The sequence below is a fragment of the Sphingomonas sp. Leaf37 genome (assembly GCF_920939475.1).
In the GTDB taxonomy this organism is placed as follows: Bacteria; Pseudomonadota; Alphaproteobacteria; order Sphingomonadales; family Sphingomonadaceae; genus Sphingomonas.
This window is the reverse complement of record NZ_CAKLAX010000001.1, coordinates 210,816-234,119: the sequence shown is the minus strand read 5'-3', so window position 1 is coordinate 234,119 and position 23,304 is coordinate 210,816. Positions and strand designations below refer to the sequence as shown.

The following is a 23,304-nucleotide window of genomic DNA, read 5'->3' as shown; positions in this document are numbered from 1 at the left end:
GTGATGGTCCTCAATCGTTATCGAGGACGCGCCAGTTATCGGAAGCTTCGATCAGCGGCCATGCCGTGATATGCAGTGGGACGACGGCGTCCCGAGACTGATGAAATCTGGTGAGGGCGCGCTTATACGTCGTGCCGACGTGCGCCTGGAAGTGTAGATGGTCTGCCGTCATGGCGATCTACCACTTCTCGGCCAAAGTGATCTCGCGGGCCGCCGGTTCGTCGGCGCTGGCGTCCGCCGCGTATCGCTCGGCGTCGCGGCTGCATGACCAGCGGCTCGATCGCCACCACGACTTCTCGAACAAGGCCGGCATCATCCATTCCGAAGTGATGCTGCCCGAGGGCGCGCCCGAGCGGTTCGGCGACCGCGAGGCGCTGTGGAATGCGGTCGAGGCGGTGGAAGTGCGGAAAGACGCGCAGCTCGCCCGCGAGATCGAGTTCGCCATCCCGCGTGAGCTATCCCCCGAAGATGGTATTGCCCTCGCCCGCGACTTCGTGGCGCGCGAGTTCGTCGACCGCGGCATGATCGCCGACCTCAACGTCCACTGCGACATCGGCGCCGATGGCGAACCCAAGCCGCACGCGCATGTCATGCTGACGATGCGCGAGGTGAAGGAGGACGGCTTCGGCCCCAAGGTCCGCGACTGGAACGCGACCTCGCAGCTGGAACACTGGCGCGAGGCATGGGCGAACCATGTCAACCAGCGGCTGGCCGAACTGGATATCGATGCGCGGGTCGATCACCGCACGCTGGCAGCACAGGGGATCGACCTTGAACCCCAGCACAAGATCGGTCCCGCCGCATCACGGATGGCGGAACAGGGGCTGTCGTCCGAACGGCTCGACGAGCATCACGCCATCGCCAGATCGAACGGCGAGAAGCTGCTGGCGAACCCGGCACTGGCGCTCGATGCGATCACCCACGGACAGGCGACCTTCACCACCCGTGACCTTGCGATGTTCGTCCACCGCCACAGCGACGGCAAGGAGCAGTTCGACGCGGTGATGGCGGCGGTGCGCGCATCACCCGAGCTGGTGGCACTGGGCAACGATGGACGCGGCGAGCCGCGTTTCACCAGCCGCAGCATGATCGAGACCGAGCAGCGGCTCGATCAGGCGACGACACGGCTCGACGCCGGCCGCGGGCACGATGTCGGGCAGCGCTATCGCGACATCGCCCTCGCCCGTGCGGCAGCGCGCGGAATGATCCTGTCGCCCGAGCAGCGCGGCGCGTTCGAGCACGTCACTGACGCCAGAGATCTCGGCACCGTCATCGGCTATGCCGGCACCGGCAAGTCGGCGATGCTGGGCGTTGCCCGTGAGGCATGGGAGGGCGCCGGCTATCAGGTGCAGGGCCTTGCCCTGTCGGGCATCGCGGCGGAGAATCTGGAGAGCGGTTCAGGTATTGCGTCACGCACGATCGCGAGCCTCGAGCATCACTGGGGACAGGGGCGCGAGTTGCTGAACGCGAACCACCTCCTCGTCATCGACGAGGCCGGGATGATCGGTACACGGCAGATGGAGCGCGTGCTCAGTGAAGCGCAGCGCCGCGGCGCCAAGGTGGTGCTGGTGGGTGACGCCGAACAGCTGCAGGCGATCGAGGCGGGCGCGGCGTTCCGCGCAACGGCAGAGCGCCACGGCAGCGTCGAGATCACGGACATTCGCCGTCAGCGCGAGGACTGGCAGCGGCAGGCAACACGAGCGCTGGCGAGGGAGCGCACCGGTGAGGCGATCGCCGCCTATGCCGATACCGGACACGTCCATGCCGCAGCGACGCGCGGGGACGCGCGCGAGGCGCTGGTCGACCGCTGGGACCGTGACCGGCAGGCATCGCCACAGGCAACCCGCATTATCCTGACCCACACACGTGATGAGGTTGCGGCGCTCAACGATCTGGCGCGGCGGCGGCTGCGCGACGCTGGTGAATTCGGCGAGGACGTCAGTATCGCCACCACCCGTGGCCAGCGTGACTTCGCCGACGGCGACCGCGTCATGTTCCTGAAGAACGAGCGCAGCCTTGGCGTGAAGAACGGCTCGCTCGGCACCGTCACCTTTGCCGGCGCGACCCGGATGAGTGTGATGCTCGACGACGGTCGCAACGTTGCCTTCGACCTGAAGGACTATGCCGACATCGACCACGGCTATGCCGCCACCATCCACAAGGCGCAGGGCATGACGGTGGATCGCACGCATGTGCTCGCCACATCCGGCCTCGACCGGCACGCGACCTATGTCGCGCTGTCCCGACACCGCGACCATGTCGATCTCCACTACGGGCAGGACGACTTTGCCGATCAGGGGCGGCTGGTCCGCACGCTGGCGCGCGAGCGGGGCAAGGACATGGCCTCGGATTATACGCGGGCGCTTGCACCGGAACGTGCACCGTCGATCACACCACGCGCTCCGGATATCCCGGCCAGCACACGGCCGCCCGCGCCGAAGCGCGATCTGTTCGCCGGCATCAAGCTCGATGTCGCGCCAGCCATCGCGTCGCCTGCCGCCTCGCCGCTCGACAGGGCGGTCGAGCGCTTCGCACGCGCCGCCGCCGACGTCTCGAAGATGCGCCGCGCCGGGCTCGATGTGCTCCCGCACCAGAACATCGCCCACCGCGAGGCACGGCAGGCGCTCGACGCGATCCGGCCCGAGGGCGCGCGCGATCTGGTCAGCGCCTTTACCCGCGACCGCAGCGTGCTCGACGAGGCGGTTGCTGGCCGTCCGGCCGCCGCCATCCGGGCAATGCAGCTCGAGGCGGAACTCCGGGCCGGGCTAGACCGCAAGGCCGACCGCTTCATCGACGACTGGCAGGCCGGGATCCGCCGCTACCGGATGCTCCGGCAAACCGCTGACAGCGATGCCGCGTGGCAGACCGGCGAGCGGCTGTCGACGATGGCAAAGTCGCTCGAGCGCGACCCGCAGGTCGAGTCGCTGCTCCGCAACCGGTCGAAAGAGCTCGGGATTACGGTCGCGCAGGGGCAATCGCTGTCCCAGAGCCTCCAGCGCAGTCTCGACCTCTCGCGTTCCCGCGGGATCGGGTTGTAGCCCTCACATTCATGGACACGAACACCGACAGCAGTAGCCCCGCCACCGATCTTGCCCAGGCCTTCGAGGCGCTGCGCGGCGAGGTCAGCCTTACCCGCAGGGCGGTCGAGGGGCTGACCGCAGCCCGCGAGCGGATCCCGGATTACAGCCCGACGCTCGCGAAGCTCGGCAAGCAGATCGAGATCACCATCGCCCAGACCGAGGCGATCCGGCAGGCACCGGCGATCACACTGACCCGGGATGGCATCGCAAAGCGCATGATCGAGGCAAGCGTCCTCGTCCGGGCCGAAGATGCCCGGCTGCTGAATGAGACCCGCGACGTGCTTTCGCGTTCGATCGGCAAGATCGATACCATCGTCGAGCGTGGTCAGGCCGCCGACCGGCAGTGGCGGGACAAGCTGTGTTCTGCCGCTGGCGGCGTGATCGCCGGCATCCTGCTGTGGTCGGTGCTGCCGGGCACCATCGCCCGGTCATTGCCCGCCAGCTGGCATGTGCCCGAGTGGATGGCGGCACGCACCATGGGGATGACGCGGCACGAGGCAGGGCGGGCGTTATTGCGCAGCGACCTGGCGGTAGAAAAGTCACGGTAGTCAGCGGATCGAGATCTGTCCTCCCGCGGTCGCGCTAACGGCGGGCCACCTCTACACGTTTTAAACATGAACGGCGTGAACGATCGCCGGACTCCCGAAAGCAGCATCTGTGGGGTAAACCGGTCGCTTTCAGGCTTGGGTTCGTGAATGCAGACCGTCTGCATTCGTGGTGGATTACCGTCCGGCAGCTTTGGGGTGTCTGGACCGCGTAAGCTGAAGCTGGTTCACAATTTGAGATCAACAAGGGTGTCTGTTTTGTCGGCCCCTAGACTATCCTCTCTTCGATCCGGCTGCCGCTCGGTGTCTTGATTACCGCGAATCCATTTGGCACCGCCTGTTGCACGAGCGGAACGTGCGAGATTAAACCGACCGCCCTGCGCTGGCCAACGATGTCCTGCAGAACCTGCAGGACCTGATCCAGCGTCCCGCCGTCACTGTCGCTGTCGAGGCTGCCAAAGCCTTCGTCGATAAAAATCGTGTCGAGACGGATGGCACCGTGGGTCATCTCGACGATATCGGAAAGGCCAAGCGCTAGGGCCAAAGCGGCGATGAAGGTCTCGCCGCCAGACAGGGTCGTGACTTCGCGCGCTCGCCCGGTCTGAATGTCATGGACGCGTATATCGAGACCACGCTTCCCGCGGCCACCTACCGTTTGCACGTCGCGCTCCAAGCGATATCGGCCTTGGCTCATCGGGCCGAAGCGAAGATTGGCGGCTTCCAGTACCTGATCGAACATCGCGCCGACGGCATAAGTTTCCAAGGTAATATTCATCGCGTTGCGGCCTTCGAACGCATCAGCCAAGTCGCGCAATGGGCCGGATTGTTCGTTCAATAGCGCGAGGCGCTCCATCTGCTCGCGCAGGCTTTCGAGCAATCGGTTCAGTTGATTCCAACCAGCCCGCGCGTCGGCGGCAGCGCGGGTAGCGGTCGCGGCGGCTGCCTGCGCAGCGTCCCGGTCAGCGCGGAAGAGCTCGAGATTCGGCTGCTCACGTCCCGCGATCGCCGCGCTGGTATCGTCGACCCGACTTTGCGCACGCGTCAAGTTTTCGCGGAATGTGTCGAGTTGTTCGAACAAGGTCGCGATGTTCGCAATGTCGGCTTTCGCTGTGCGATATTGCTCATCGGTCAGCCCGAGCTCGTCTCGCCGCGTCACATAGGCGGAACGCGCATTCGTGAGGTCTTGGTCGCATTCGGTGATCCGCTTTGCCGCACCCGTTCGATCGCTCTCGGCAGCGGCGCGATCGGTGCTGGTCTGCGTACAGGCGTCCTGCGCCGTCTGGATTTCCAGCTCACGCTCGTCGATCTGCGTGCTGACGGAGCGTCGCCGAACCGTAATCGCGGCGGCGGCGTGTAGCGATTCAGGAACCGCGGCGATATGGTCATTGTACGACTGCCGCGCGAGCGCGGCCGCAGTCCCGGCCGACCGCTCTACCTCGGCCTTGGACGAGCGTTCGGCGTCCGCCGTGGTCACATTCCCTTCAAGCTTCACGGTCTGTCCAACGAGGGACGTTACATCGACGACGGCGCCCAGCGCCTCGATCGCCTTACCCAACCGCAGCGTCTCGCCCTCGAGATCCGCGGCGCTGCCCTCCGGCGCGTCCAGCGCCTCCAGGGCAGTCCTTCGTTCGTCCCGGACGCTGGCCGCAGCGCTGAAGGCGGACTCCGCCGTCTGTGCGTCTGTCGCGGCGCTGTCGAACGCGACCTGTGCCTCGCGCCACGCGGCCTCCAATCCGGCGGCGGGCTCGCCACCATGGGCCGGCTGGGGATGCTCCACACTGCCACAGACGGCGCAGGGGCTGCCGCTCTCAAGGCTTTCGGCAAGCAGTCTTGCCTGGCCGGCGATAAATTCTGCCTGCCGATCACGGACGGCAGTCTCAAGGCCGCTACGACGCAATCGTGCGTCCGCCACGGTACACTGCGCTTTCGTCAGTAGCCCTTCTGCGGTCTCCAGCGCCGTCCGAGCCCGCTCCACCTCGCGTGCGTGGCGCGCTAGCCGCTGAATGCGGTCGCGTTCGGCGGTCAGGCGCAGGCGTTCACTCTGGGTGGCATGCGCCCGGTCGACATTCGCGCGGTGGGTGACGAGCGTTTGCGTTGCGCCTTCGGCCTGTTTCCGGGCCGTCGCGGTTGCGGCCCGTGCGGTTACGAGCAGCCCCTCGGTTTTCTCGGCCTGCGCCTTCAAATCGGCGGCATCGGTGAGGACCGTGGCATAGCGATCGAGATCGGAAATCTGTCGCTTCAAGGTGTCAATCTCGCCAACCTTGGTTTTCAGATGTTCCAGCGACCGCATCGCTGTCGCTTCTGCCTCCAACGTCTCGGTCACGCGCCTTGCAGCGATCGTCTCCGCGTCCTTGGCCAAGACTAGGGCGGTGACGGCGCGCGTAAGGACATCATCACGGTCGACCAGCTGGGCCGCGCATCCGGCCACCTTATGGCGCTCGCGAAGGGCATCCATTTCGGTCTCGCGCCCTTGAAGGGCCGTGAGCGCTATCGCCGCAGCACCGGCTTCATCGAAACATTTCTGCAAGGTCTCACCATTGGCGAGCGTGGTGACGGCGGCAGCACGGGTCGCGTCGGCTGTAGCGGCGCCGGCATCGAGTTCGACGCACCGTCCTTCCGCTGCACCGATCGCGCTGGTCAGATCATCGGTGCTGGCGAAACCGGCGTTGGTCAGTTGCTGAACGTGCAGCAGCATGCCTTGCTGGTAGGTCGTGCGGGCATCCGCGGCTTTCGCCTTCAGGCTTTCCGTCATGCGTTCATAAAGCGAGACGTCGAACAGGCCGCGGAGGATTTCGAGGCGCGCCTTGCTGTCCGAAGCGAGGAAGCGCTCGAAGTGCCCTTGAGGGAGAAGGACGATTTGACGAAACTGCTCGATGTCGTAGCCAAGCACTTCGCGGATGCGCTCGTTGACGACGCCAACGCGTTTTTCGGCCAACACCGTTCCACAGTTATCGACAGTGACGTCATCGACCTCGATATCGGTAGCGTCGAACAGATAGGCGGTGTGGACATGGTCGGTCTCACCCTCGCCACGCAATCTCGGTCGCTTCTGCTCGGGCTGCCGGCGCACGAAATAACGCTTGCCGCCGAGCTCGAAAAGGAAAGCCACCTCTGTGAGAGTCTGTGCGGCGGCATGGCCTGACCGCATGCTGGTCGTCGGCTGCTCGTGTCTCGCGCCTTCGCCAAACAGCGCGAACGCCATCGCGCTGAAGATCGAGGTTTTGCCCGAACCGGTCGGACCGTAGATCCCGAACAGGCCTGCATCGACCGCGCGCCGGAAGTCGACAACCTCGGTCGCGGCATAGGGCCCGAAGGCGGTTATGAAGAGCTTGAGCGGCTTCACGCCTCGATCTCCTGCCGCGCGTCGTGGATCAGCGTGTTCACCAGCTGAGTATCGAACTCGCCCGGGGCCTCCCCGCGAACGAATTCTATGAAATCGGATACGAGGGTCTCGGGATCGTCGATGGCGGCGCGCCCTTCACCTAGCTTCTCCTCCAGCGTGCGTTCGGCGCGCTCGTAACTGAGCTGCACCGCATTAGGGTAGAGCACACGTATGCGCTTCATCGGATCGATCTGGGGCGTCCCATCGGTGAGGACCACGCGGATGAAATCATCCGAGCCGACGGGCGCTGCAACCAGCTCCTTGAGCGTCCCCCGGATCGTCCGGGCCTGCCGACGGGGCGTCAGTGGTATGGCCGTCGTCACGACGGAGCCATCGGCTGCCATGTCGATGAGTGTCAGCGATTTTTCCTGACCTTCCTCGTCGAAGCCGAAGGCGAGCGGTGAACCCGAATACCGAATGTGCGAAGCTCCGACCGATTGTGCCCGATGGAGGTGACCAAGCGCGACATAGTGGGCGCCCTCAAAAATCTCCGCGCTGACCGTCTCAATCCCGCCGACGGTACGTGACAGCGACCGCTCGCTGTCCGTGGAGGCGGCCCCTTCGACGAAGCTGTGGGCGACCACGATCCAGCGAGCGCCAGCCGGGACACGGTCACGTGCGGCGTTGACCTGGGCAGCGATAACGTCGGCTGGGCAGCTGATATCTTCTGCGTCAAAGCAGGCCCGCGCGGCGAACTCATAGGAAAAGGGAAGGGCTGAGATTGCAACCGGTCCATGCTCGTCCTCGAGGATCATAGGCAGATCGTCGGCGTCGAGCGGACCGCGGATCAGCGCCTTTTCAATCGGCGCGAGCACGCCAAGCATGCCAATCTGAGCGGCTGCGTCGTGATTGCCCGCGATGATGACAATGGCGAGCCCCGGGTTTGCGGTTGCTCGCACCAAGAAGTCGCGCAGCCGCGCGAGAGCAGTCTGCGGCGGCCCGGCGCGATCGAAGATGTCGCCCGCAATAATGAGCACGTCGGGGGAGTGTTCGAGGATGGCGGAATCGATCTGCGCGAGAATCACGTCATGATCCTCGTCGAGCGGTAGCTGGAAGAACTGGCGACCAAGGTGCCAGTCGCCCGTGTGCAAAATTCGCATGCCCTGGTTCCATCTATTTTCTATGCGTGTAGAAACTAGATGGATTATGATCGGAGAGTCAACTACGATCGCGTCATGATCGACGGCGAGCTCAAGCCCGCACAGCGTGCGCGGCTACATTATCTGGACCAACGTCTGACCTGGCTTGGTCAGGCGAACAGGCGCGATCTGATCGAGCGGTTTGGTATCTCGAATGCACAGGCTGCGGTCGACTTTCGAATTTACATGGCGCGCGTGCGCGCGCCGGCGCCAGCCTATGACGCCGTCCGCAAGACCTATGTCGCGGACCGGGCGCACCTTGGGCTAGGAGATGTTGGAGAGTTCCCTTCGCTCGAGGCGATCTACGCGCAGGCTCACAAGGATTTTGCGCGGCTGCTCGGTCCAACCCGGCAATGTCCGGCGCCAGTGATGCGCGAACTCAATCAGGCGATCGAACGGCGCTGTTTTGTCGAGATCGACTATGTTTCTATGTCGTCTGGCCGCCGTGATCGCCAGTGGATCGCGCCCGCGCATATCGCGAGCGACGGCGAGCGATTGCATGTCCGAGCTTGGAGTCCGGATCGCAGCGAGTGGCGCGACTTCCTACCCGTTCGGGTATCGAGCGGCAGTAGCTTCGCCATGCGCCCGGTCGAGGAGCCGCTGCCGCCTGACGAAGACTGGGACACGATGATAGAGGTTCGGCTGCGGCCCCGAGCGGACCTGACCGCGGAGCAAAAGCGCGCGGTCAGGCTCGAATATGGTTTCGAGGGCGACGGCATCCGCTTTGAGACGCGGCGGTCGCTTGAATTTTACATTGATCGGCGCTGGGGGCTTGATCGTCCCGGCGCTCGCCTCGAACGCTATTGATCGCGCTATGGGCGGCAACGTCACCGTCGATCCGCGCGAACGGGCCACCCCGGTGGACGATCCAGCAATAACGGAAGCGCGCAGCCTGCGCACCGGACGCTTGCTCGACGCCAAGCGCCTGATCCGGTCATTTAGTTATGACGCCGCCATTCGGCTGCGAGGCGTGTTGAAGGACGCCGCAGGGCGGGGACGACCGCGTCTCGTCTGCCCGATGTGCGGGGTCACGCTGTTTCTGGCGAGCAGCATGTGTAAGAAATTTTACCTGCGGCATCGCTTGGAAGACGGCTCCTGCCCGGCGGTGACGCACAGCGGCCTGACCGAGGCAGACATGCGCGCGATGAAATATCGCGGCGCACAGGAGAGCGACGCACATTTGCGCACGAAAGAACTGCTGGCGCGCAGCCTCGCGGCAGACCCCGGTTTCTCCGAGGTGCGGTTGGAGGCCACCTGGCGCGCGAGCGAGGGTCTTCCCGGGCTGCGTCGTCCCGACCTATCCGCCCGGTACGGCGAGCTTCGAACGGCATTCGAGGTGCAGCTCAGCACGACCTTCCTTGATGTCGTCCTCGGTCGGAAGCGCTTTTACCGGGCGGAAGGAGCGGCGCTCGTTTGGCTCTTGCCGAGTTTCGACCCGAGTTATCGGCGAATGACCACCGACGACATCCTGTTCGGCAACAACTCAAACATCCTTGTCGTCGACGACGTGACCGTCGCCGCTTCGATCGCGGCGAGCCAGCTGGTCGTACGCGTGTGGCACCGGCAGCCTCGGATCGAGGGCGAGCGTATTATCGACGACTGGATCGTGCGTCTGGTCCCGTGGAAGGAGCTTCTCATCGATGTTGATGGCCAGACCGTCTGTGCGTTCGATTTCGCTGCAACCGAGAGCGCGGCCATATCGGAGCTTGGCCGACTGCGGGAGCAACAAAGGGCAGCAAAAGAGGCGACGGGGCGCGCCGCTGCGGAAGCGGCGGAGCAGGAATTGCGAGGAGAAATTTTTGCGTGGGCTTTGGCCGAAGACCGGGCATACGGCCTGTTCGACTATTATCATCGCTGGGCCGAGCTAAACTACGATCTGGTTGCCTATTGCGCAGACCTTCTTGGCACGCCTTCGGACGTGCGCGTGCCCATTCGAATGGTGAAGGTCATCGAGACAGCAAAGGCGGGAAAGCCCGTGGGTTTCGGGTACGATACACTCGTGGAGGTGGCGCACCACCTGTTCCACCAACGCCCGGAGTTGCTCAAGGGCTTCGGCTTCCTGCTTCGCGCCTACGGGCATCACCATCTTTTAATCGAGCAGGATGTTAGGGGGAAATGGGCGAGCAAGGTCGCCGCCCATCGTGACGCGATGCGATACGAACCGCGGTTCCAGATGGCGGCAGACGAGCAGCGACTTTTCGATTTTCTTTCAGAAGATTTTTGCCGGAAACCGGCGGCGGGGTGGCGTGACAAATGACGGAAACACGTCTGTTCGATCTCAACATCAATAAGATATTCGAAGCCTCGGAAAGCACTCATGCGATCCGCGAGCTAATCGTAAACGCGATCGACAAGCGGAAGCTCAGCGCGACCGGGGACATTGCGGTGTTCAAGGCTGACGACGGCAGCTGGACTGTCCGCGATTACGGTCGCGGGCTGCATTTCGAGCACTTCACCACGATTGGCCAAAAGCGGTCCAACAAGATTTCCTCGTCTGACCGCTGGATAGGTGCCATAGCCACAACGGGGAGAGGGCATGCCGAACGAGACTATACACAATCCTGACCAGTACATGACCGCGCTCCGCACGATTATCGCGGGAGGTCGGAAGCGGATCGGACTACTGCTCGGCGCCGGCGCGTCCGCCGGCATGCGCAAGATCGATGGCAGTTATCCGCTGATACCCGCGGTCGCCGGTCTGACGACGCAGGTCCTCGGAATTCTGGACGGCGAGTATGGAAAGCAGATCGCCGAACTGAAGAAGGAGTTGGCGCCGAAGGAGGACATCGAGACGATCCTCTCGCGCGTGAGGGCCCTCGCCAAAATTATCGGTCCAGCAAAGATCCACGATCTGGACGGTCCCGGTTACGCTAAGCTGGGCGAGCGAATCTGCGAGGAGATTGGCACCATCGTCAAGGTGTCGTTGCCGCCGAGCGGGTCTGCCTACAGCGACATCGTAACTTGGATCGTGGGTACCGCCCGCGATCATCCGGTCGAAATCTTCACGACGAATTACGATCTGCTGATGGAGGAGGCGCTAGAGCGCGTTCGGGCGCCGTACTTCGATGGCTTCACGGGTGGCCGAGACCCGTTCTTCGATCCAGTGACGGTGTCGAACAACGACCTTCCGGCCCGCTGGACGCGCCTTTGGAAGCTTCACGGTTCGCTCGGGTGGTGCTCGAACGACAAAGACGAGGTCGTTCGATCCGGCAAGGACAGCGCCAAGCACCTCGTGTTCCCGGAGCATCTTAAATACGAGCAGACCCAGAAGGCTCCCTATGCGGCTCTGTTGGACCGGCTCCGCGCTTTCCTCGCGACGCCCGACACCCTCCTGATATCAGTGGGCTTCTCGTTTGCGGACGCTCACATATCCGCGAGGATTGACGAGGGGCTCGCCGCTAATCCGTCCGCCAGCGTGTTCGCGTTCCAATTTCAGAGGCTTGAGGACGAGGGCTGTGCCGGCGAATTGGGTCGCCGCTTGCCGAACCTCAGCGTCTATGCCCGCGACGCGGCTATCGTCAACGGCTCTGCAGGACTCTGGAAGGTTCCCGACCAGTTGCCGAGCAAAGATTGGGGGCCGATCCGCTCGTCCTACTGGTCGCGCCCGGATGACGCCTCTCCGTACGAATTCATCCTCGGGCGCATCGAGGACTTCGCGCGCTTCTTCTCCGCCGCGCGGTCCGCGCAAGCCTTCGTCGTCTCGCCGGCTCTACCCGCGGATCCCGACACCGTGCCTCCGGTTGAAGCCCTTATCGCGTGACGAACGCACCCACCCTCCTCGGTTACGTCGGTGCGGTGGCTGGGTCATCCATCAGCGTGCGGCAGTACGAGGGTATCGCCTCGGGCATTGCGATCATCGGCGGCCGCAGCTACCGCGTTGGCCAAGTCGGAAGCTTCGTCCGTATCCCCCAGGGCTATCACGACCTTTACGGCATCATCTCAGACGTCGGCGCGACCGCGACGCCCGAGACGCTGGTCAATGCTCAGGCGCGGGGCGAGCGCTGGATGAAGGTCCAGCTCGTCGGCGAGGTGATCGAAACGACCTTCGAGCGAGGCATTAGCCAATATCCCGCAATCAACGATCAGGTTCATCTCGTGGTCGAGGGGGATCTGGGACGGATCTACGGCAACGCCGACGCGGGTCAGGTCACGATCGGTCGGCTGTCGGGCGCGGAGAGCATACCTGTCCGCGTGGATCTCGACAAATTGGTCACACGCCATTCGGCCGTGCTGGGATCGACTGGCTCGGGCAAGTCGACCACCGTCACAAGCCTCCTGAGATCGCTGTCCGTTGGGCAAGGGGAAGGCGCCGGTTTCCCGAACGCCCGAGTTCTCCTCATCGACATCCACGGCGAATACGGACGCGCTCTCGGTGAGGTGGCGCGCGTCTTCCGCGTGAACCCGCTCGAGGGCGAGTTTCCACTCTACGTGCCCTACTGGGCCCTCGACCTTGGGGATCTGCTGGCCTTCCTGCTGGGCAAGACCGACGAAAAGGCGCTGACGGCTGTCCAAGACCGTATTCTTCAGATGAAAGCCAATACGGTCGCGAACGGGGCCTATCCCGGCGCCGATCCGAATTCCCTGACCTCTGAAAGCCCGTTACCGTTCAGTCTAAAGTCGCTGTGGTTTACCCTGATAGATCCTGAGCTAAAGACGTGGAACGAGAACACCCAGCAGACTTCGGCGCGCACCGCCGCGGGCGATGCGGAGACTCTCATGCCGCCGACCTATCCTCTACCGGGGATCGGCGGCGCGACTCCATTCGCGAACAAGTCGAACGTGCTGTCGATCAGGCGCCAGCTAGACCAGCTGCGGTCACGTCTCCTTGACCGGCAATTCGACTTCATGCTCCGGCCGGGGCCGTGGGAGCCAAACCTTGAGGGCGCGCCGGAAAGCGACCTCCCGCAGCTTCTCGAGAGTTGGCTGGGCCATGATCGACCAATCACCGTTCTCGATCTCTCCGGGGTGCCGAGCTCTGTTTTGATGCGCCTGATCGGCGGCATCCTGAACGTTATCTACGAAGCGCTATTCTGGGGCCGCGAGCGTCCGGAGGGTGGTCGGCAGCGACCCCTGCTGGTCGTAATGGAGGAGGCGCACCGCTATCTCGGTCGGGACGATGCAAGCCTCGCCCGGGATGCCGTCCAACGAATCGTGAAGGAGGGCCGCAAGTTCGGCATCGGAGCGATGATCGTCAGCCAGCGGCCGTCGGAGATCGACGACACGATCCTTTCGCAGTGTGGCACCTTTTTCTCGCTGCGGCTCTCGAACGCGGCGGATAGAAGCAAGGTGCAGGCCGCCCTGCCCGACAGTCTGAGCGGCATCGTTGACAGCCTTCCGGTGCTGCGCACCGGAGAGGCCGTGATCACTGGCGAGGCGGCGAAGTTGCCGGTCAGATGCCGCATCACGCTTCCCGAGGAGGGAAAGCGGCCATCCAGCGAGGATCCGCTGGTGGCGCAGAGCTGGTGCAAGGATCGGGGCGCAGAGGACTATTCAGCCCTGACGGCCGCTTGGCGGTCGCAGAACCCACGTTGGACAGAGGACTAGGATATGGATCGGCAGGCAGTCAGCTCTTCGAACCTCGCGTCTATCGGATACGATCCCGGCACTGAAACGCTAGAAGTAGAATTTGCGAAGACCGGTAAAGTCTACGAATACTACAACGTGCCGCAGTTCATGTTTGACCGATTGATGGAAGCATCGTCTCACGGCATTTTTTTCAACTCCGAAATCCGCAATGCCTACGGATGCAGTCCACTCTAAAAGGGGATCGGCATTGAGATCGGCCCTTCGCTTGACCGATCTCGATCCGTTAGGTTGCCCGTATCGGGCGCCCGAATGGGGACGGTAGGATTCACTCCAGACTAGCGTCGTTCGCCTGCGGGCGGCCGCGTCAAGAATCATGATTTTGCAGAGATTCACGAGCGTCTGAAGTTGGGAGGCGGGGATGGATGCGCGAATGTCCGGATGCGGGTCGCTCTCCTACCATGTGCTTCAAGTGTTTCGCACTCCGAGAGCGGTGGCGGTGAATGCGTCTTCCGAAGCGCGGCTGTATAGGCCGTCGAGCTGAGCGTTCATGATCAGCAGCGCGGCGATGCGCTGAACGATGGAGCGGAGCCAATTGACCTCTGTCAGCGTGAGGGGATTGCCTTCCCGGCGGTCGGCTTGACGGTATCCAAGCCACTTCTTGAGCACCGGATACCCGGCTAACTGATACTGCCAGACGGCTTCGGGGACGTTCGCAAGACAAGTCTCCTCGTTCAGCCAAAGGTCGCCAGTCCTTTCGCCGAAGGCGGCGGGTGCGACTTCGTCGGGGCGGAAGTCTCGCGGGCGCCACCCTCCGGGGGCACCGCCCCAGTAGGCTATGCTCACCATGAGATCCTGGTCGCGCACCTGTGCGTCGTCCCTGCGGCGCAGCAGCCCGATATGCGCCGCTCGTTCACCTAGGGCTTCGCGGATGGCTACCTCTGCGTCGCTGCCTGCATCCAGGAGCGTCGAGACCACCCTTCCGGCGCCGACTAACTCATTAAAGAGGACGCGGTCCCGGGGAATCGGCGGGTGCGCCCAGTCAGCCGACAGGGCGCTCCGATGCTCCTCTTGGTATCGCGGCGCGTGTAGGAGCGCGATGATCACCTTGAACAGTTCGCCCGTGAGCGTCCTCGCCGGCTGGTCCTCGCGTCGGCCGATCAGGCCGAATTGGTCCCGGAGCGCGTTCCATGCGGGTTCGGCGAGATTGGCGAGCCGGCCGGCGAACAGGCCCTCCCCCTCCACCTCACGGGGGATCACGTAGGAGCCCCGCTCGTGGACGTGACGTGTGATGAGCGTCCTTGATATCGTCGGCCTGACTTCGGAGACCTTTCGCGGCTCCGCCACGGTGATCAGGAACTCGTTCTCGCCAACGACGTCGCCGAACTCGGAGCGGACCCGGTTGAGGAGATCATCCTGGGTTTCATAATAAAGCCAGCGCTGGTCGAATGGGAAAACCAGCGCCGGCTTGATCTTTGCCTCTGAATAGCTCTCCGCGCCAAGCGTTTGCCACGTGTCCTCGGGTGCGTAGCCGGATCGTTTGATGGCGAGATCGGGTGCGACGGCAGCTGCAACCGTGAAACTTTTTGCCGTGAGATAGCGACGCATCCTGCTGGCAAGCGCAGACTTGTCGACGTCGAGGACGCCGCCGGTCAGGCCGCGGTTGTGCTCGACGCCCTGGAATCTCTGCGGGAAGAGCTCGTCGAGCGCGGGCCAGCTTTCGTAGCCGCCCTCGAAGTTATGGACTGAGAGCCGCCATCGGTTGGCGCGGCGTGGCTCGAGCGGCTGATAGCCAGGCTCGCCGGATCCGGCTGGCGGCGCGCCGCCGGGCAGGCTGGCGAGGAGCGCGGCGCGTTTGCCGGCGGCCGCGCCCCAGTATTCCCGGAAGTGGACCGCCGCCTCTCCCGGAGCGCCTGCTGTGGTCGCCCGCTTGACCAAGGTGGTGATGGCGGTGCCGGGCTGGATGCCGCGCGGGTCCATCTCGGTGGTGAACACGCTGTCGTCGCGGGTTCCCGCGCCAGCCAGCCCCCTGGGGATGATCTTGCCGGTTTTGTATTTATCGCCGTTAAGGTTGTCGATCCAAACCTCGTCGAAACTCGTCAGCAGCGACTGGCGCATGATCGGATGCGAACGTCCAGTAAGCCAATTGGCGTTCGAGATGAAGGACACGACGCCGCGATCCGCGGTGACGCCGATGCGTTCCTCCGCCAGGCGGAAGAAGCGAACGTAGAGGTCGTTGAGCAGCTGTCGCTTGACGCCGAACTCTTCGTAGAGCCGGCCGTTGCCGCGTTGGCGTTTCTCGACGAAGCCGAGGCGGTCTCGGACGACGTTGCCTGTCTTGCGGTCGATCTTGTCGACCAGGGTGGCACCCTTGTAGCTGGCGACCAGGTCGGCTTCCTCAGCTTGAGCGACTCCGGCGAAGGCGTCGTAGGGCGGATTGCCGATGACGACGATGACGCGAGTGTCCTGCTTGATCGCTTGGCTCGCGTCGAACTCGTCCCTCATCTCCGGAAACGTAATCTTCACGTCGCGGCTGTCGGACCAGCCGGTTAGGGCGTTCGTCAGAAAGACGGAGAGCCGCTCGTCGGCAGCCGGCGGGACGCCGAGTTCTGCTAGCAGGATGTAGAGTTGGAGCTGGGCGACGGCGAAGGGCGCTGTGAGGAGTTCGAAGCCGATGATCCGCCGCGTAAGCGCCTGCTTCAGTTCGAGCCCCACCGTAGTCTGGTTGCCTGTCAGTCGGAGCTCCTCCGCAATGCAGCGCGCGACCTCGAGCAGATAGGCACCAGTGCCGCAGCAGGGATCGAGCACGACGACCTGGTTGTCCGCCAGTCCGCGCGCGATGTTGAGTTCGGACTTGAGGAGGTGATGGACGCGCCGGACTTGGTAACGAACGATCTCGGGCGGCGTGTACCAGACACCAAGCTCGTCGCGTAGTTCGGGGTCGAATGCCTCCAGGAAGGGTTCGTAGAAGTAGGTGATCGCCGCCACAGTGGGGCTCTGGTCGTCGGTGGTCGGGAAGGTCATCCGCTCTTTGAAGAGCGCAAGATCAACGCGGTTTAGGGTGGCGACCGCGCGTTCGAGGTGGGTCGCCAGGTCGAGCTGCCGGAGATAGCGCGGCGAGCGGAGGTCGTGGAAGAGTTCCTGGAGGAAAGGGATGTGAAGGTGCCGCTCGGCCTCGCTGATACTGAACGGTCCGAGAGCTCGGCTGGTGTCGCGTTCCCAGAGGATCCACGCGGCGAACAGGCTATAGAAAGCCGTCTGGATCAACGAGCCGCGAAAGAACCGGTCGCCCTTTGGATCACCCAGCTCGAAGGAGAGCCCGAGCGCCTGTCCGAAATCATCCAGCAAAGCCCCAATGGATTGCAGATCCTCGGGCAGCGCGTCCTTGGCGTCTCGCGCTTGGCGCGCGAGAACCTTAGCGAGGGCTGCTGGTTCCGCAATTCGAGCGAAGTCGGTGACCGCACGATCGATGATCTCAGATAGCTCACCAACGGCTGGATCGTCGACGCGTGGGTTCAAGCCGCCACTCACCGCCGACCAGAGGTCTACTTCAGCGATGAGGTCGCGGTCTGCAGGTGGGACCGGAACGCCCGACTGGCGCGTGGTTCCGGGCCGGACCGTAAGGAGACCAATCCCTCGTACGTTTACTAGCAACACCACACCGGCTGCGGAGAGATAGCGCCCGATCTGATCGTTCCGATCAGTAGACAAAGCCATATTCTCCAGCGTCACACCGGGAAGCTTTACCTCGCCGTAGACGCCAATGAACTCGGCGTCGCCTAACACGAAATCGGGCATGTCGATGCCCCGGCTGCGTGCCTCCGAGGTTCCAACCCGAACGTCGAACGGCAGCCGGGCTGTCTTCAGCACTCCGGCAATCAGGTCTCTGATGTCGGGATAGAAGGTTGACTCGTTAGTACCCCTCTGCGCGGCTAGCTGCCGCGTCGCGGTAACGTATTTTACAATGAGATCCGCGACTTCGACCTGTGGCAAGCGACTTTCTCCCCTTGAGGCTATCTGTCACGATTTCGGTGGGCCTGACAATCAGAACCCCGGCCATTCTAGCTCGATCGGACAGACGTTAGTGCACCGCGGAAGAGCGCGTCTTCCCTTCCTCTCCCCTGCGCTCAATCTGCGGAAAGCCTCCGAGTTGAGCCTGAACGAACGTCTGCTCCTGGCAACGGCAGGCCGGCGTTGGACGACCGATTGTGGGTCGTAACAGCTAGTGGCGGTCACTGGGCGGGCCCGATGTCAGCCGAAGCGTACCATCCCGTCCAGTCCTGCAACGTTGCCCGCGAGGCTAGGCACCTCCTCCAGTTGGCGGAGCTGGTCGAAGCGGCCGCGCTCCTCGCGATAGCGGACGATCTCGAATCCGTGCCCCTTAAGCGCGGGGAGCGCGTCGATCTCGTCCGCGGTGGCGACGTTGACGTCGATGCTATCGGGCCCGCTCACAGGTTCGCCTGCTCGTCGTGCGGCAAGTCGGCGTCCGGCGGGTAATAGAGCGTCGCGCATTCCGCGCGCAGGCAGCCGCCTTCAATCGTGATGTCGTCGCGATAGGCGTCGCTGATGAACGACAGCGTGTCGACGTGCCGTGCCTCGAAATACATCGGGTGCACGTCGTCGCGCCCCGCGCCGTAAACCACGCGCCCGACCTTGGACCAGATCGAGGCCATGGTGCACATGCCGCATGGCTGGAGCGTCGAGTAGAGCGTCGCGCCGCGCAGTTCCATCTCGCCGGTGCCCTCGCACGCCCGGCGGATCGCCATCATCTCCGCGTGTGCGGTGGCATCTGGCAGTTCCTGGGTCTGGTTGCGCTCTGCCGCGATCTCGCGCCCGTCGAGCACGATCACGCAGCCAAGCGGGGAAGTCGAAGGATCGGAGCCCTTGGATCGCGCGACCTTGATCGCGCGGCGCATCCAGTGCTCGTCCGTTGATGCAAAGGCGTTGCTCTCCATTTAGGCCTCGCTCACATCGTCGGCATGGAACTCGGCGAAGGCTTCGCCGACCTTGGCGGCCTTCGCGTCGTCGTCGATGTCGACCGATACGCTGACGGCTCCGTTCAGCGGTGCGTCGCCGCGCGGCTCGGGACTGGGCTCACCTGCCTCCGCGTCGGAGCCCGCCAGGCCCTCGCCTGCGCTGTTTTCGCTGCCGTCTGCGGCGACGAACACGTCCGTTCGCTCGACGCCATGCTCCTGCACCAGGCGCTCGACCGTCATTTCGGCCTCGCGCCGCGTCTCGAAGGTGGCTGTCAGCGTCGTGCCCATGATCGTTCTCCCGTGCCGCCGACAGGGGCCGGGGTCGGGGGCATAACGCCTGGCGAGGCACCGGGTCCGCACATCGCGCGTTAGCTGTCGATGAAAACCGTTCGCTTGCCTGATGGCACCGATGTGCCCGCGCTGGGTCAGGGTACCTGGATGATGGCTGAAGACCCGCAGCGTCGGGGCGACGAGATCGCGGCGCTGCGTGCCGGCATCGACCTCGGCATGACGCTGATCGACACCGCGGAGATGTATGCGGATGGCGAGACCGAGCGGCTGGTCGGCGAGGCGGTGGCTGGCCGTCGCGACGACGTCTTCCTGGTCAGCAAGGCCTATCCACAGAACGCCTCCCGCAGCGGACTGGCCCGTGTGTGCGAGGCGAGCCTGCAACGGCTCGGCACCGATCGGCTTGACCTGTACCTCCTGCACTGGCGCGGCAGGGTACCGCTCGGCGAGACGGTGGAGGCGATGGAGCGGCTGGTGGACGCCGGCAAGATCCTGCGCTGGGGCGTCAGCAATCTCGATACCGGCGACATGGAAGAACTCGTTGCGGCGGGCGGCGAGGCATGCGCAACCGACCAGATCCTCTACAACCTGACACGCCGCGGCCCCGAGCACGATCTGCTACCCTGGCTGGCGGCGCGGGGGATGCCGGTGATGGCGTATAGCCCGGTCGAACAGGGCCGGCTCGTCGCGGATGAAGGGCTGTGCTCTCTGGCGAGCGGGCTTGGCGTTACGCCGGCACAGGTGGGTCTTGCCTCGCTGCTGGCGCGCGACGGCGTGATGGTGATCCCCAAAGCCAGTACGGTCGAGCATGTACGGGAGAATCTGGCCGCCGCCGACCTCGCGCTGTCGCCCGAAGTTACGGCCCGGCTCGACGCCATGTTTCCGCCACCAAGCGGTCCTGTGGCGCTTGATATGCTTTAAATTTCTTGGCTGCTGAACGAATGTCCGGTTTCAAATAGCGAATGATGAGCCCGAACGGCGGAAACTGGGTCGGTTGCGCGGGTGCTGGGCGTGGCCGGTATCGACCAAAATACGCCGTTCACTGGCGTTTCGCGAATGTCGGGATAGGACAGGAGCGGCCGCCCGAGCTTTACAAAACTGTTCGCAGGCGCGCGCACCCCGTCGTGAAAGCGCTCATTTGTGAGTGGCACGAAAGTTGGACACCTTTAGCACGAGTTGGTCGGCAGGAGTTGGACTCAATGTTGGCCATATGCGGCACGGTCGGTGGTCAATCTCGGCACCGTGACGCGACGTCTCATGTCCAAAGAGCCTGGGCCGGCTTCCTACCAAAATACGCTGTTTCGATCCAGCGCTCGGCATGTCGGCTCACGCCGAAAGCTGCAGGTTGGCCTGCGCAAAACGGCGGGTCGGCAATGCGCCCTAGTATCGGTCGTTCGTCGTGTTCGCCTCCGACTTGGGAAGCTGTTGTTGTTCGGCCAAGGCGCTGTCTACGAACACGGCGTTTCGATCCGATTGCGCTGCAGTTTGAACTTGAGCGCCTCCTAGGCTAATCATAGAACAAAGAGGGTGCGGTAGCTGCGCGTGCAGGGGGAATTGACGGTGCGATCCGAATCGAACGAAGTAGCTCGTGCCGCTCCCCTGCTTTTCCGACATGCGACGCCGCGCACATCGTCGGCGAATCTTCCTGGCTATTACGATCCCAGCGCCCAGCTATGGGTGATCGAAACCACTGCTGGGATTGTGCCTGTCGTGGAAGCGGCGGCCTCCACACTCATCGAAACCAACACTTCGACCCGTGTTCGCCAAGAAGGCGATGACCAGGATTGCTCGAACACGGTCGGGCTGGCCGCGATCGCCTTTGCGGAGACGACCCTGACCGCCGTACAGATGGAAGTCGACGACCAAGATGCGTCAACCGATCTCAGAAGCTTCGACGCGCTGCTCGATACCAGCACGCTGACCAAGGTTCGGCAGGAAAGCGCGGATGACGATCTGACCCAAGACGAAACGCTGGCACTGCGTCGCCCTCTTGGCACTCTCGCCGAACTCGCGACCAAGACCGACGTCCAGCAGGAAAGCGATGACCAGATGACTACGGGCGGCATGCTCGAACTCGAGACTCGATCGCTCAACAACCAAGAGGGTGTCGATGACGATTTCCCGGCCATGCTGCTTGAGCTGCAGATCAAAACCTTTGCCAATGTCGAGGGAGACGATGACGACCTCTCGATGATCCATTGATCGGATCGTCCAGGCCGTGATCTTGCTCGTCACCAATAAACGCGACCTCACCACCGACTTCATCGTGGTGGAGTTGCGCCGACGCGGGCGCGCCTTTCATCGCTTGAACACCGAGGACATGCCCCAGGCCAGCGTCCGGTTCGACCCGCGCGCTGGTGGCAGGTGGGCAATCGAGACGTCCGACCTGAACCTCCGGCTCGAAGACGTCGGCGCCGCTTATTATCGCCGTCCTGGTGCGCCCGAACCAGCAGGGGCGAGGGACGAGGCGACCGCCAAGTATCTCGCCGACGAGTGGTCGGCGGTGACCAAGGCGCTCTGGAACGCGCTGGAGGGCCGCTGGCTGAGCTCGCCGTTCGCGATCCTGCGCGCCGAGGACAAGCCGCGCCAGCTGGCGATGGCGTCGGCCTTGGGATTTGATGTCCCCGAGACGTTGATCTCGAACGATTTCGCGGCCGCGAGCGCGTTCGTTGCCAAGGCCGGTGCGATCGGCAAGCCGCTCCGGCATTCGCTGGTCGAACGCGGCGATGCCGGCGAAGTGCTGTTCACTGCCCGGCTCGATCCCCTCAAGCCGATGGACCGGACGGCTGTGTCGCTGGCACCGGTCATCTATCAGCGTGAGGTGCGCAAAGCCTATGACGTGCGCGCGACCGTGATCGGCGATCGCGTGTTCGCCGCAGCGATCCACTCCCAGGACCATGACGAAACCGAAGTCGACTGGCGATCGGGTACGCGGCTCGACATTCGCCATGAAGCGATCGAGCTTCCCGCCGACATTATCGATAAATGCCGGGCGCTCACCCAAAAGCTCGATCTCCGCTATGGCGCGATCGACCTGATCGCTGACCAAGATGGCCGCTACTGGTTTCTTGAGATCAATCCTAATGGCCAATGGGCATGGATCGAACGTCGCACGGGTTTGCCGCTCGCATCTGCCATCGTCGATGAACTCGAGGCGATCGCGGCATGAAAGCGGCGATCACCGCAGGGGCCAATGCGGCGTGGCGCTGGCTCGCCAAATGGTGCTTCACGATTGGTCAGTTGCTCTGGCCATGGCTCGAAAAGCTGACGCCGGAGCAAGAGAACACTCTCAAGGATAACCTGACGAGAGATGAGGCGCGGATCGATGCGCTTGACTTCGGCAAGGATGGCGATGCGGCGCTGGAGGAGGCCCGCCGCCTCGCCGACAGCGAGGCGGAACGCCGCCGCAGCACCGACCAGAAGGCGGCGACCTATCTCCCGCTCGTTGCCGCACTGATCCCGCTGGTCCTGACGCTGGTGAGCGCGCTGTGGGAGAAGAAAGCAGGCAGCGCGCCGATCTGGCTCAACATGCTGCTACTCGGTCTTGCGGTCGCCTATATCGCCAGCGCTGGTCACTGGGCGTTCCGGGAACTGAAGGTTGGCGTCTCGCACGAACCCGGACTGACCGATTTCGAGAAGGCCTGGGGCGTCCCCCATCCGAGCCAGACCTTGGCGCGCCGCCTGTTGCTCCACATGCGGCGCAACCGCGACGGGGTCAATTGGAAGGTCACCTGCATCAAGATGGCGCACGAATATCTGTTGCGCGCCTTCCTAACATTTTCACTGCTGCTGCTCGTGAATATTGGGTGGTATCTCGCCGGACCGCTGATCCAGACTTGGCTGTCCGCGCCCGGTCCGGTCTTGACGACCCCAAGGCAGGCGATTGCTGCCGTCGCCGAGGTCGATAGCCTCGCCGCTCAGCTTCGGACGACCGAGGCTTGGACCGTACTCGACAATGACTGTCGGAGACGGACGGATGGCCGCGCTGCGCTGACCTTCGCACCGGCCGTCGTCACGACACCCGCGAAAATCCCTTTGATCCTTCGGCCCGCGAAGGGTGAGACCGGTGCCGCGCAAAACCTCCGTCTAGATTGTGCGGGCAAAGCGGTTGGTCTGGCGCGTGCCTGGTTCATCCCGATGCGGCTGGCTGGTTTAAAGCGGTCGCCTAGCTTGCCGGATCCGCTCGCAGTTTCGGCGACCAACACCGTCGTCGCAATCACGAGGAATTGGCCGCCGACCGGCACCAAAGATGATCCGGCCAAATTGCCCGCTACACTCCTCCAACAGGCGGACTTGCGGCGCGACGGTAAAGGCCGGCCAATCGTGTTGGCCATCACCGCGGTCGGCCCGGGTGCTGTTACGACCCCGTGA

General features: G+C 63.7%; 18 protein-coding genes. 12 read left to right on the top strand and 6 right to left on the bottom strand.

All coding sequences use genetic code 11. The features are described from left to right. Nucleotides 1–170 precede the first annotated feature (170 nt). Both traA and LRA87_RS00835 read left to right on the top strand, forming a co-directional pair. Nucleotides 171–3,038: a Ti-type conjugative transfer relaxase TraA gene (gene traA, locus LRA87_RS00840; protein ID WP_230628523.1), complete on the top strand. Its 2,868-nt coding sequence runs from the start codon at nt 171–173 to the stop codon at nt 3,036–3,038. An 11-nt stretch (nt 3,039–3,049) separates the two neighbouring features. After that, entirely contained in the window at nt 3,050–3,628 is a 579-nt protein-coding gene (locus LRA87_RS00835) for a DUF6118 family protein (protein ID WP_230628522.1), read from the top strand. Between the two features lie 265 nt (nt 3,629–3,893). Here the strand turns inward: LRA87_RS00835 and LRA87_RS00830 are convergent, their stop codons facing one another. Continuing rightward, nucleotides 3,894–6,968 carry an AAA family ATPase gene (locus LRA87_RS00830; protein ID WP_230628521.1) on the bottom strand — a complete coding sequence of 1,025 codons (3,075 nt, stop codon included), beginning with the start codon at nt 6,966–6,968 and terminating at the stop codon, nt 3,894–3,896. After that, nucleotides 6,965–8,107: an exonuclease SbcCD subunit D gene (locus tag LRA87_RS00825; RefSeq protein ID WP_230628520.1), complete on the bottom strand. Its 1,143-nt coding sequence runs from the start codon at nt 8,105–8,107 to the stop codon at nt 6,965–6,967. Before LRA87_RS00825 ends, LRA87_RS00830 begins: the two co-directional genes overlap by 4 nt. A 75-nt stretch (nt 8,108–8,182) precedes the next feature. On the opposite strand from LRA87_RS00825, the gene LRA87_RS00820 reads away from it, so the two are divergent. Genes LRA87_RS00820 through LRA87_RS00795 form a run of 6 tightly spaced genes read left to right on the top strand, consistent with a single transcriptional unit; the run spans nt 8,183 to nt 13,906 of the window. Beyond that, a complete protein-coding gene (locus LRA87_RS00820) occupies nt 8,183–8,953 on the top strand; it encodes a WYL domain-containing protein (RefSeq protein WP_230628519.1) in 771 nt (256 codons plus the stop codon). A gap of 7 nt (nt 8,954–8,960) precedes the next feature. Further along, nucleotides 8,961–10,403, top strand: coding sequence for a DUF6035 family protein (locus tag LRA87_RS00815; protein ID WP_230628518.1), 1,443 nt, complete (start codon nt 8,961–8,963; stop codon nt 10,401–10,403). Next, nucleotides 10,400–10,711: an ATP-binding protein gene (locus LRA87_RS00810; RefSeq protein WP_230628517.1), complete on the top strand. Its 312-nt coding sequence runs from the start codon at nt 10,400–10,402 to the stop codon at nt 10,709–10,711. Before LRA87_RS00815 ends, LRA87_RS00810 begins: the two co-directional genes overlap by 4 nt. A 7-nt stretch (nt 10,712–10,718) precedes the next feature. Next, the gene (locus LRA87_RS00805) at nt 10,719–11,906 is read left to right on the top strand and encodes an SIR2 family NAD-dependent protein deacylase (protein ID WP_230628516.1); all 1,188 of its coding nucleotides are present in this window, start codon (nt 10,719–10,721) and stop codon (nt 11,904–11,906) included. After that, nucleotides 11,903–13,690, top strand: coding sequence for an ATP-binding protein (locus tag LRA87_RS00800; protein ID WP_230628515.1), 1,788 nt, complete (start codon nt 11,903–11,905; stop codon nt 13,688–13,690). Before LRA87_RS00805 ends, LRA87_RS00800 begins: the two co-directional genes overlap by 4 nt. A 3-nt stretch (nt 13,691–13,693) precedes the next feature. Beyond that, nucleotides 13,694–13,906 (top strand): KTSC domain-containing protein, encoded by a 213-nt coding sequence (locus tag LRA87_RS00795; RefSeq protein WP_230628514.1) that lies wholly within the window; start codon nt 13,694–13,696, stop codon nt 13,904–13,906. A gap of 231 nt (nt 13,907–14,137) precedes the next feature. On the opposite strand, the gene LRA87_RS00790 is transcribed toward LRA87_RS00795, so the two are convergent. The 4 genes from LRA87_RS00790 to LRA87_RS00775 form a co-directional block, all read right to left on the bottom strand. Next, the gene (locus LRA87_RS00790; protein WP_230628513.1) at nt 14,138–17,662 is read right to left on the bottom strand and encodes a type ISP restriction/modification enzyme; all 3,525 of its coding nucleotides are present in this window, start codon (nt 17,660–17,662) and stop codon (nt 14,138–14,140) included. 258 nt (nt 17,663–17,920) lie between these two features. Continuing rightward, nucleotides 17,921–18,121: a helix-hairpin-helix domain-containing protein gene (locus LRA87_RS00785; protein ID WP_230628512.1), complete on the bottom strand. Its 201-nt coding sequence runs from the start codon at nt 18,119–18,121 to the stop codon at nt 17,921–17,923. Then, a complete protein-coding gene (locus LRA87_RS00780; RefSeq protein ID WP_230628511.1) occupies nt 18,118–18,624 on the bottom strand; it encodes a nucleoside deaminase in 507 nt (168 codons plus the stop codon). The genes LRA87_RS00785 and LRA87_RS00780 overlap by 4 nt, the downstream gene beginning before the upstream one ends. Then, nucleotides 18,625–18,933 (bottom strand): hypothetical protein, encoded by a 309-nt coding sequence (locus LRA87_RS00775; RefSeq protein ID WP_230628510.1) that lies wholly within the window; start codon nt 18,931–18,933, stop codon nt 18,625–18,627. It abuts the gene before it with no gap. 90 nt (nt 18,934–19,023) lie between these two features. Between LRA87_RS00775 and LRA87_RS00770 the strand changes: the two genes are divergently transcribed. From LRA87_RS00770 to LRA87_RS00755, 4 genes are all read left to right on the top strand, one after another. Further along, a complete protein-coding gene (locus LRA87_RS00770; protein ID WP_230628509.1) occupies nt 19,024–19,854 on the top strand; it encodes an aldo/keto reductase in 831 nt (276 codons plus the stop codon). A gap of 639 nt (nt 19,855–20,493) precedes the next feature. Next, a complete protein-coding gene (locus LRA87_RS00765) occupies nt 20,494–21,135 on the top strand; it encodes a hypothetical protein (RefSeq protein ID WP_230628508.1) in 642 nt (213 codons plus the stop codon). Nucleotides 21,136–21,151: 16 nt separating this feature from the next. Continuing rightward, entirely contained in the window at nt 21,152–22,102 is a 951-nt protein-coding gene (locus tag LRA87_RS00760) for an MvdC/MvdD family ATP grasp protein (protein ID WP_230628507.1), read from the top strand. Further along, nucleotides 22,099–23,304 carry a hypothetical protein gene (locus tag LRA87_RS00755; protein WP_230628506.1) on the top strand — a complete coding sequence of 402 codons (1,206 nt, stop codon included), beginning with the start codon at nt 22,099–22,101 and terminating at the stop codon, nt 23,302–23,304. Before LRA87_RS00760 ends, LRA87_RS00755 begins: the two co-directional genes overlap by 4 nt.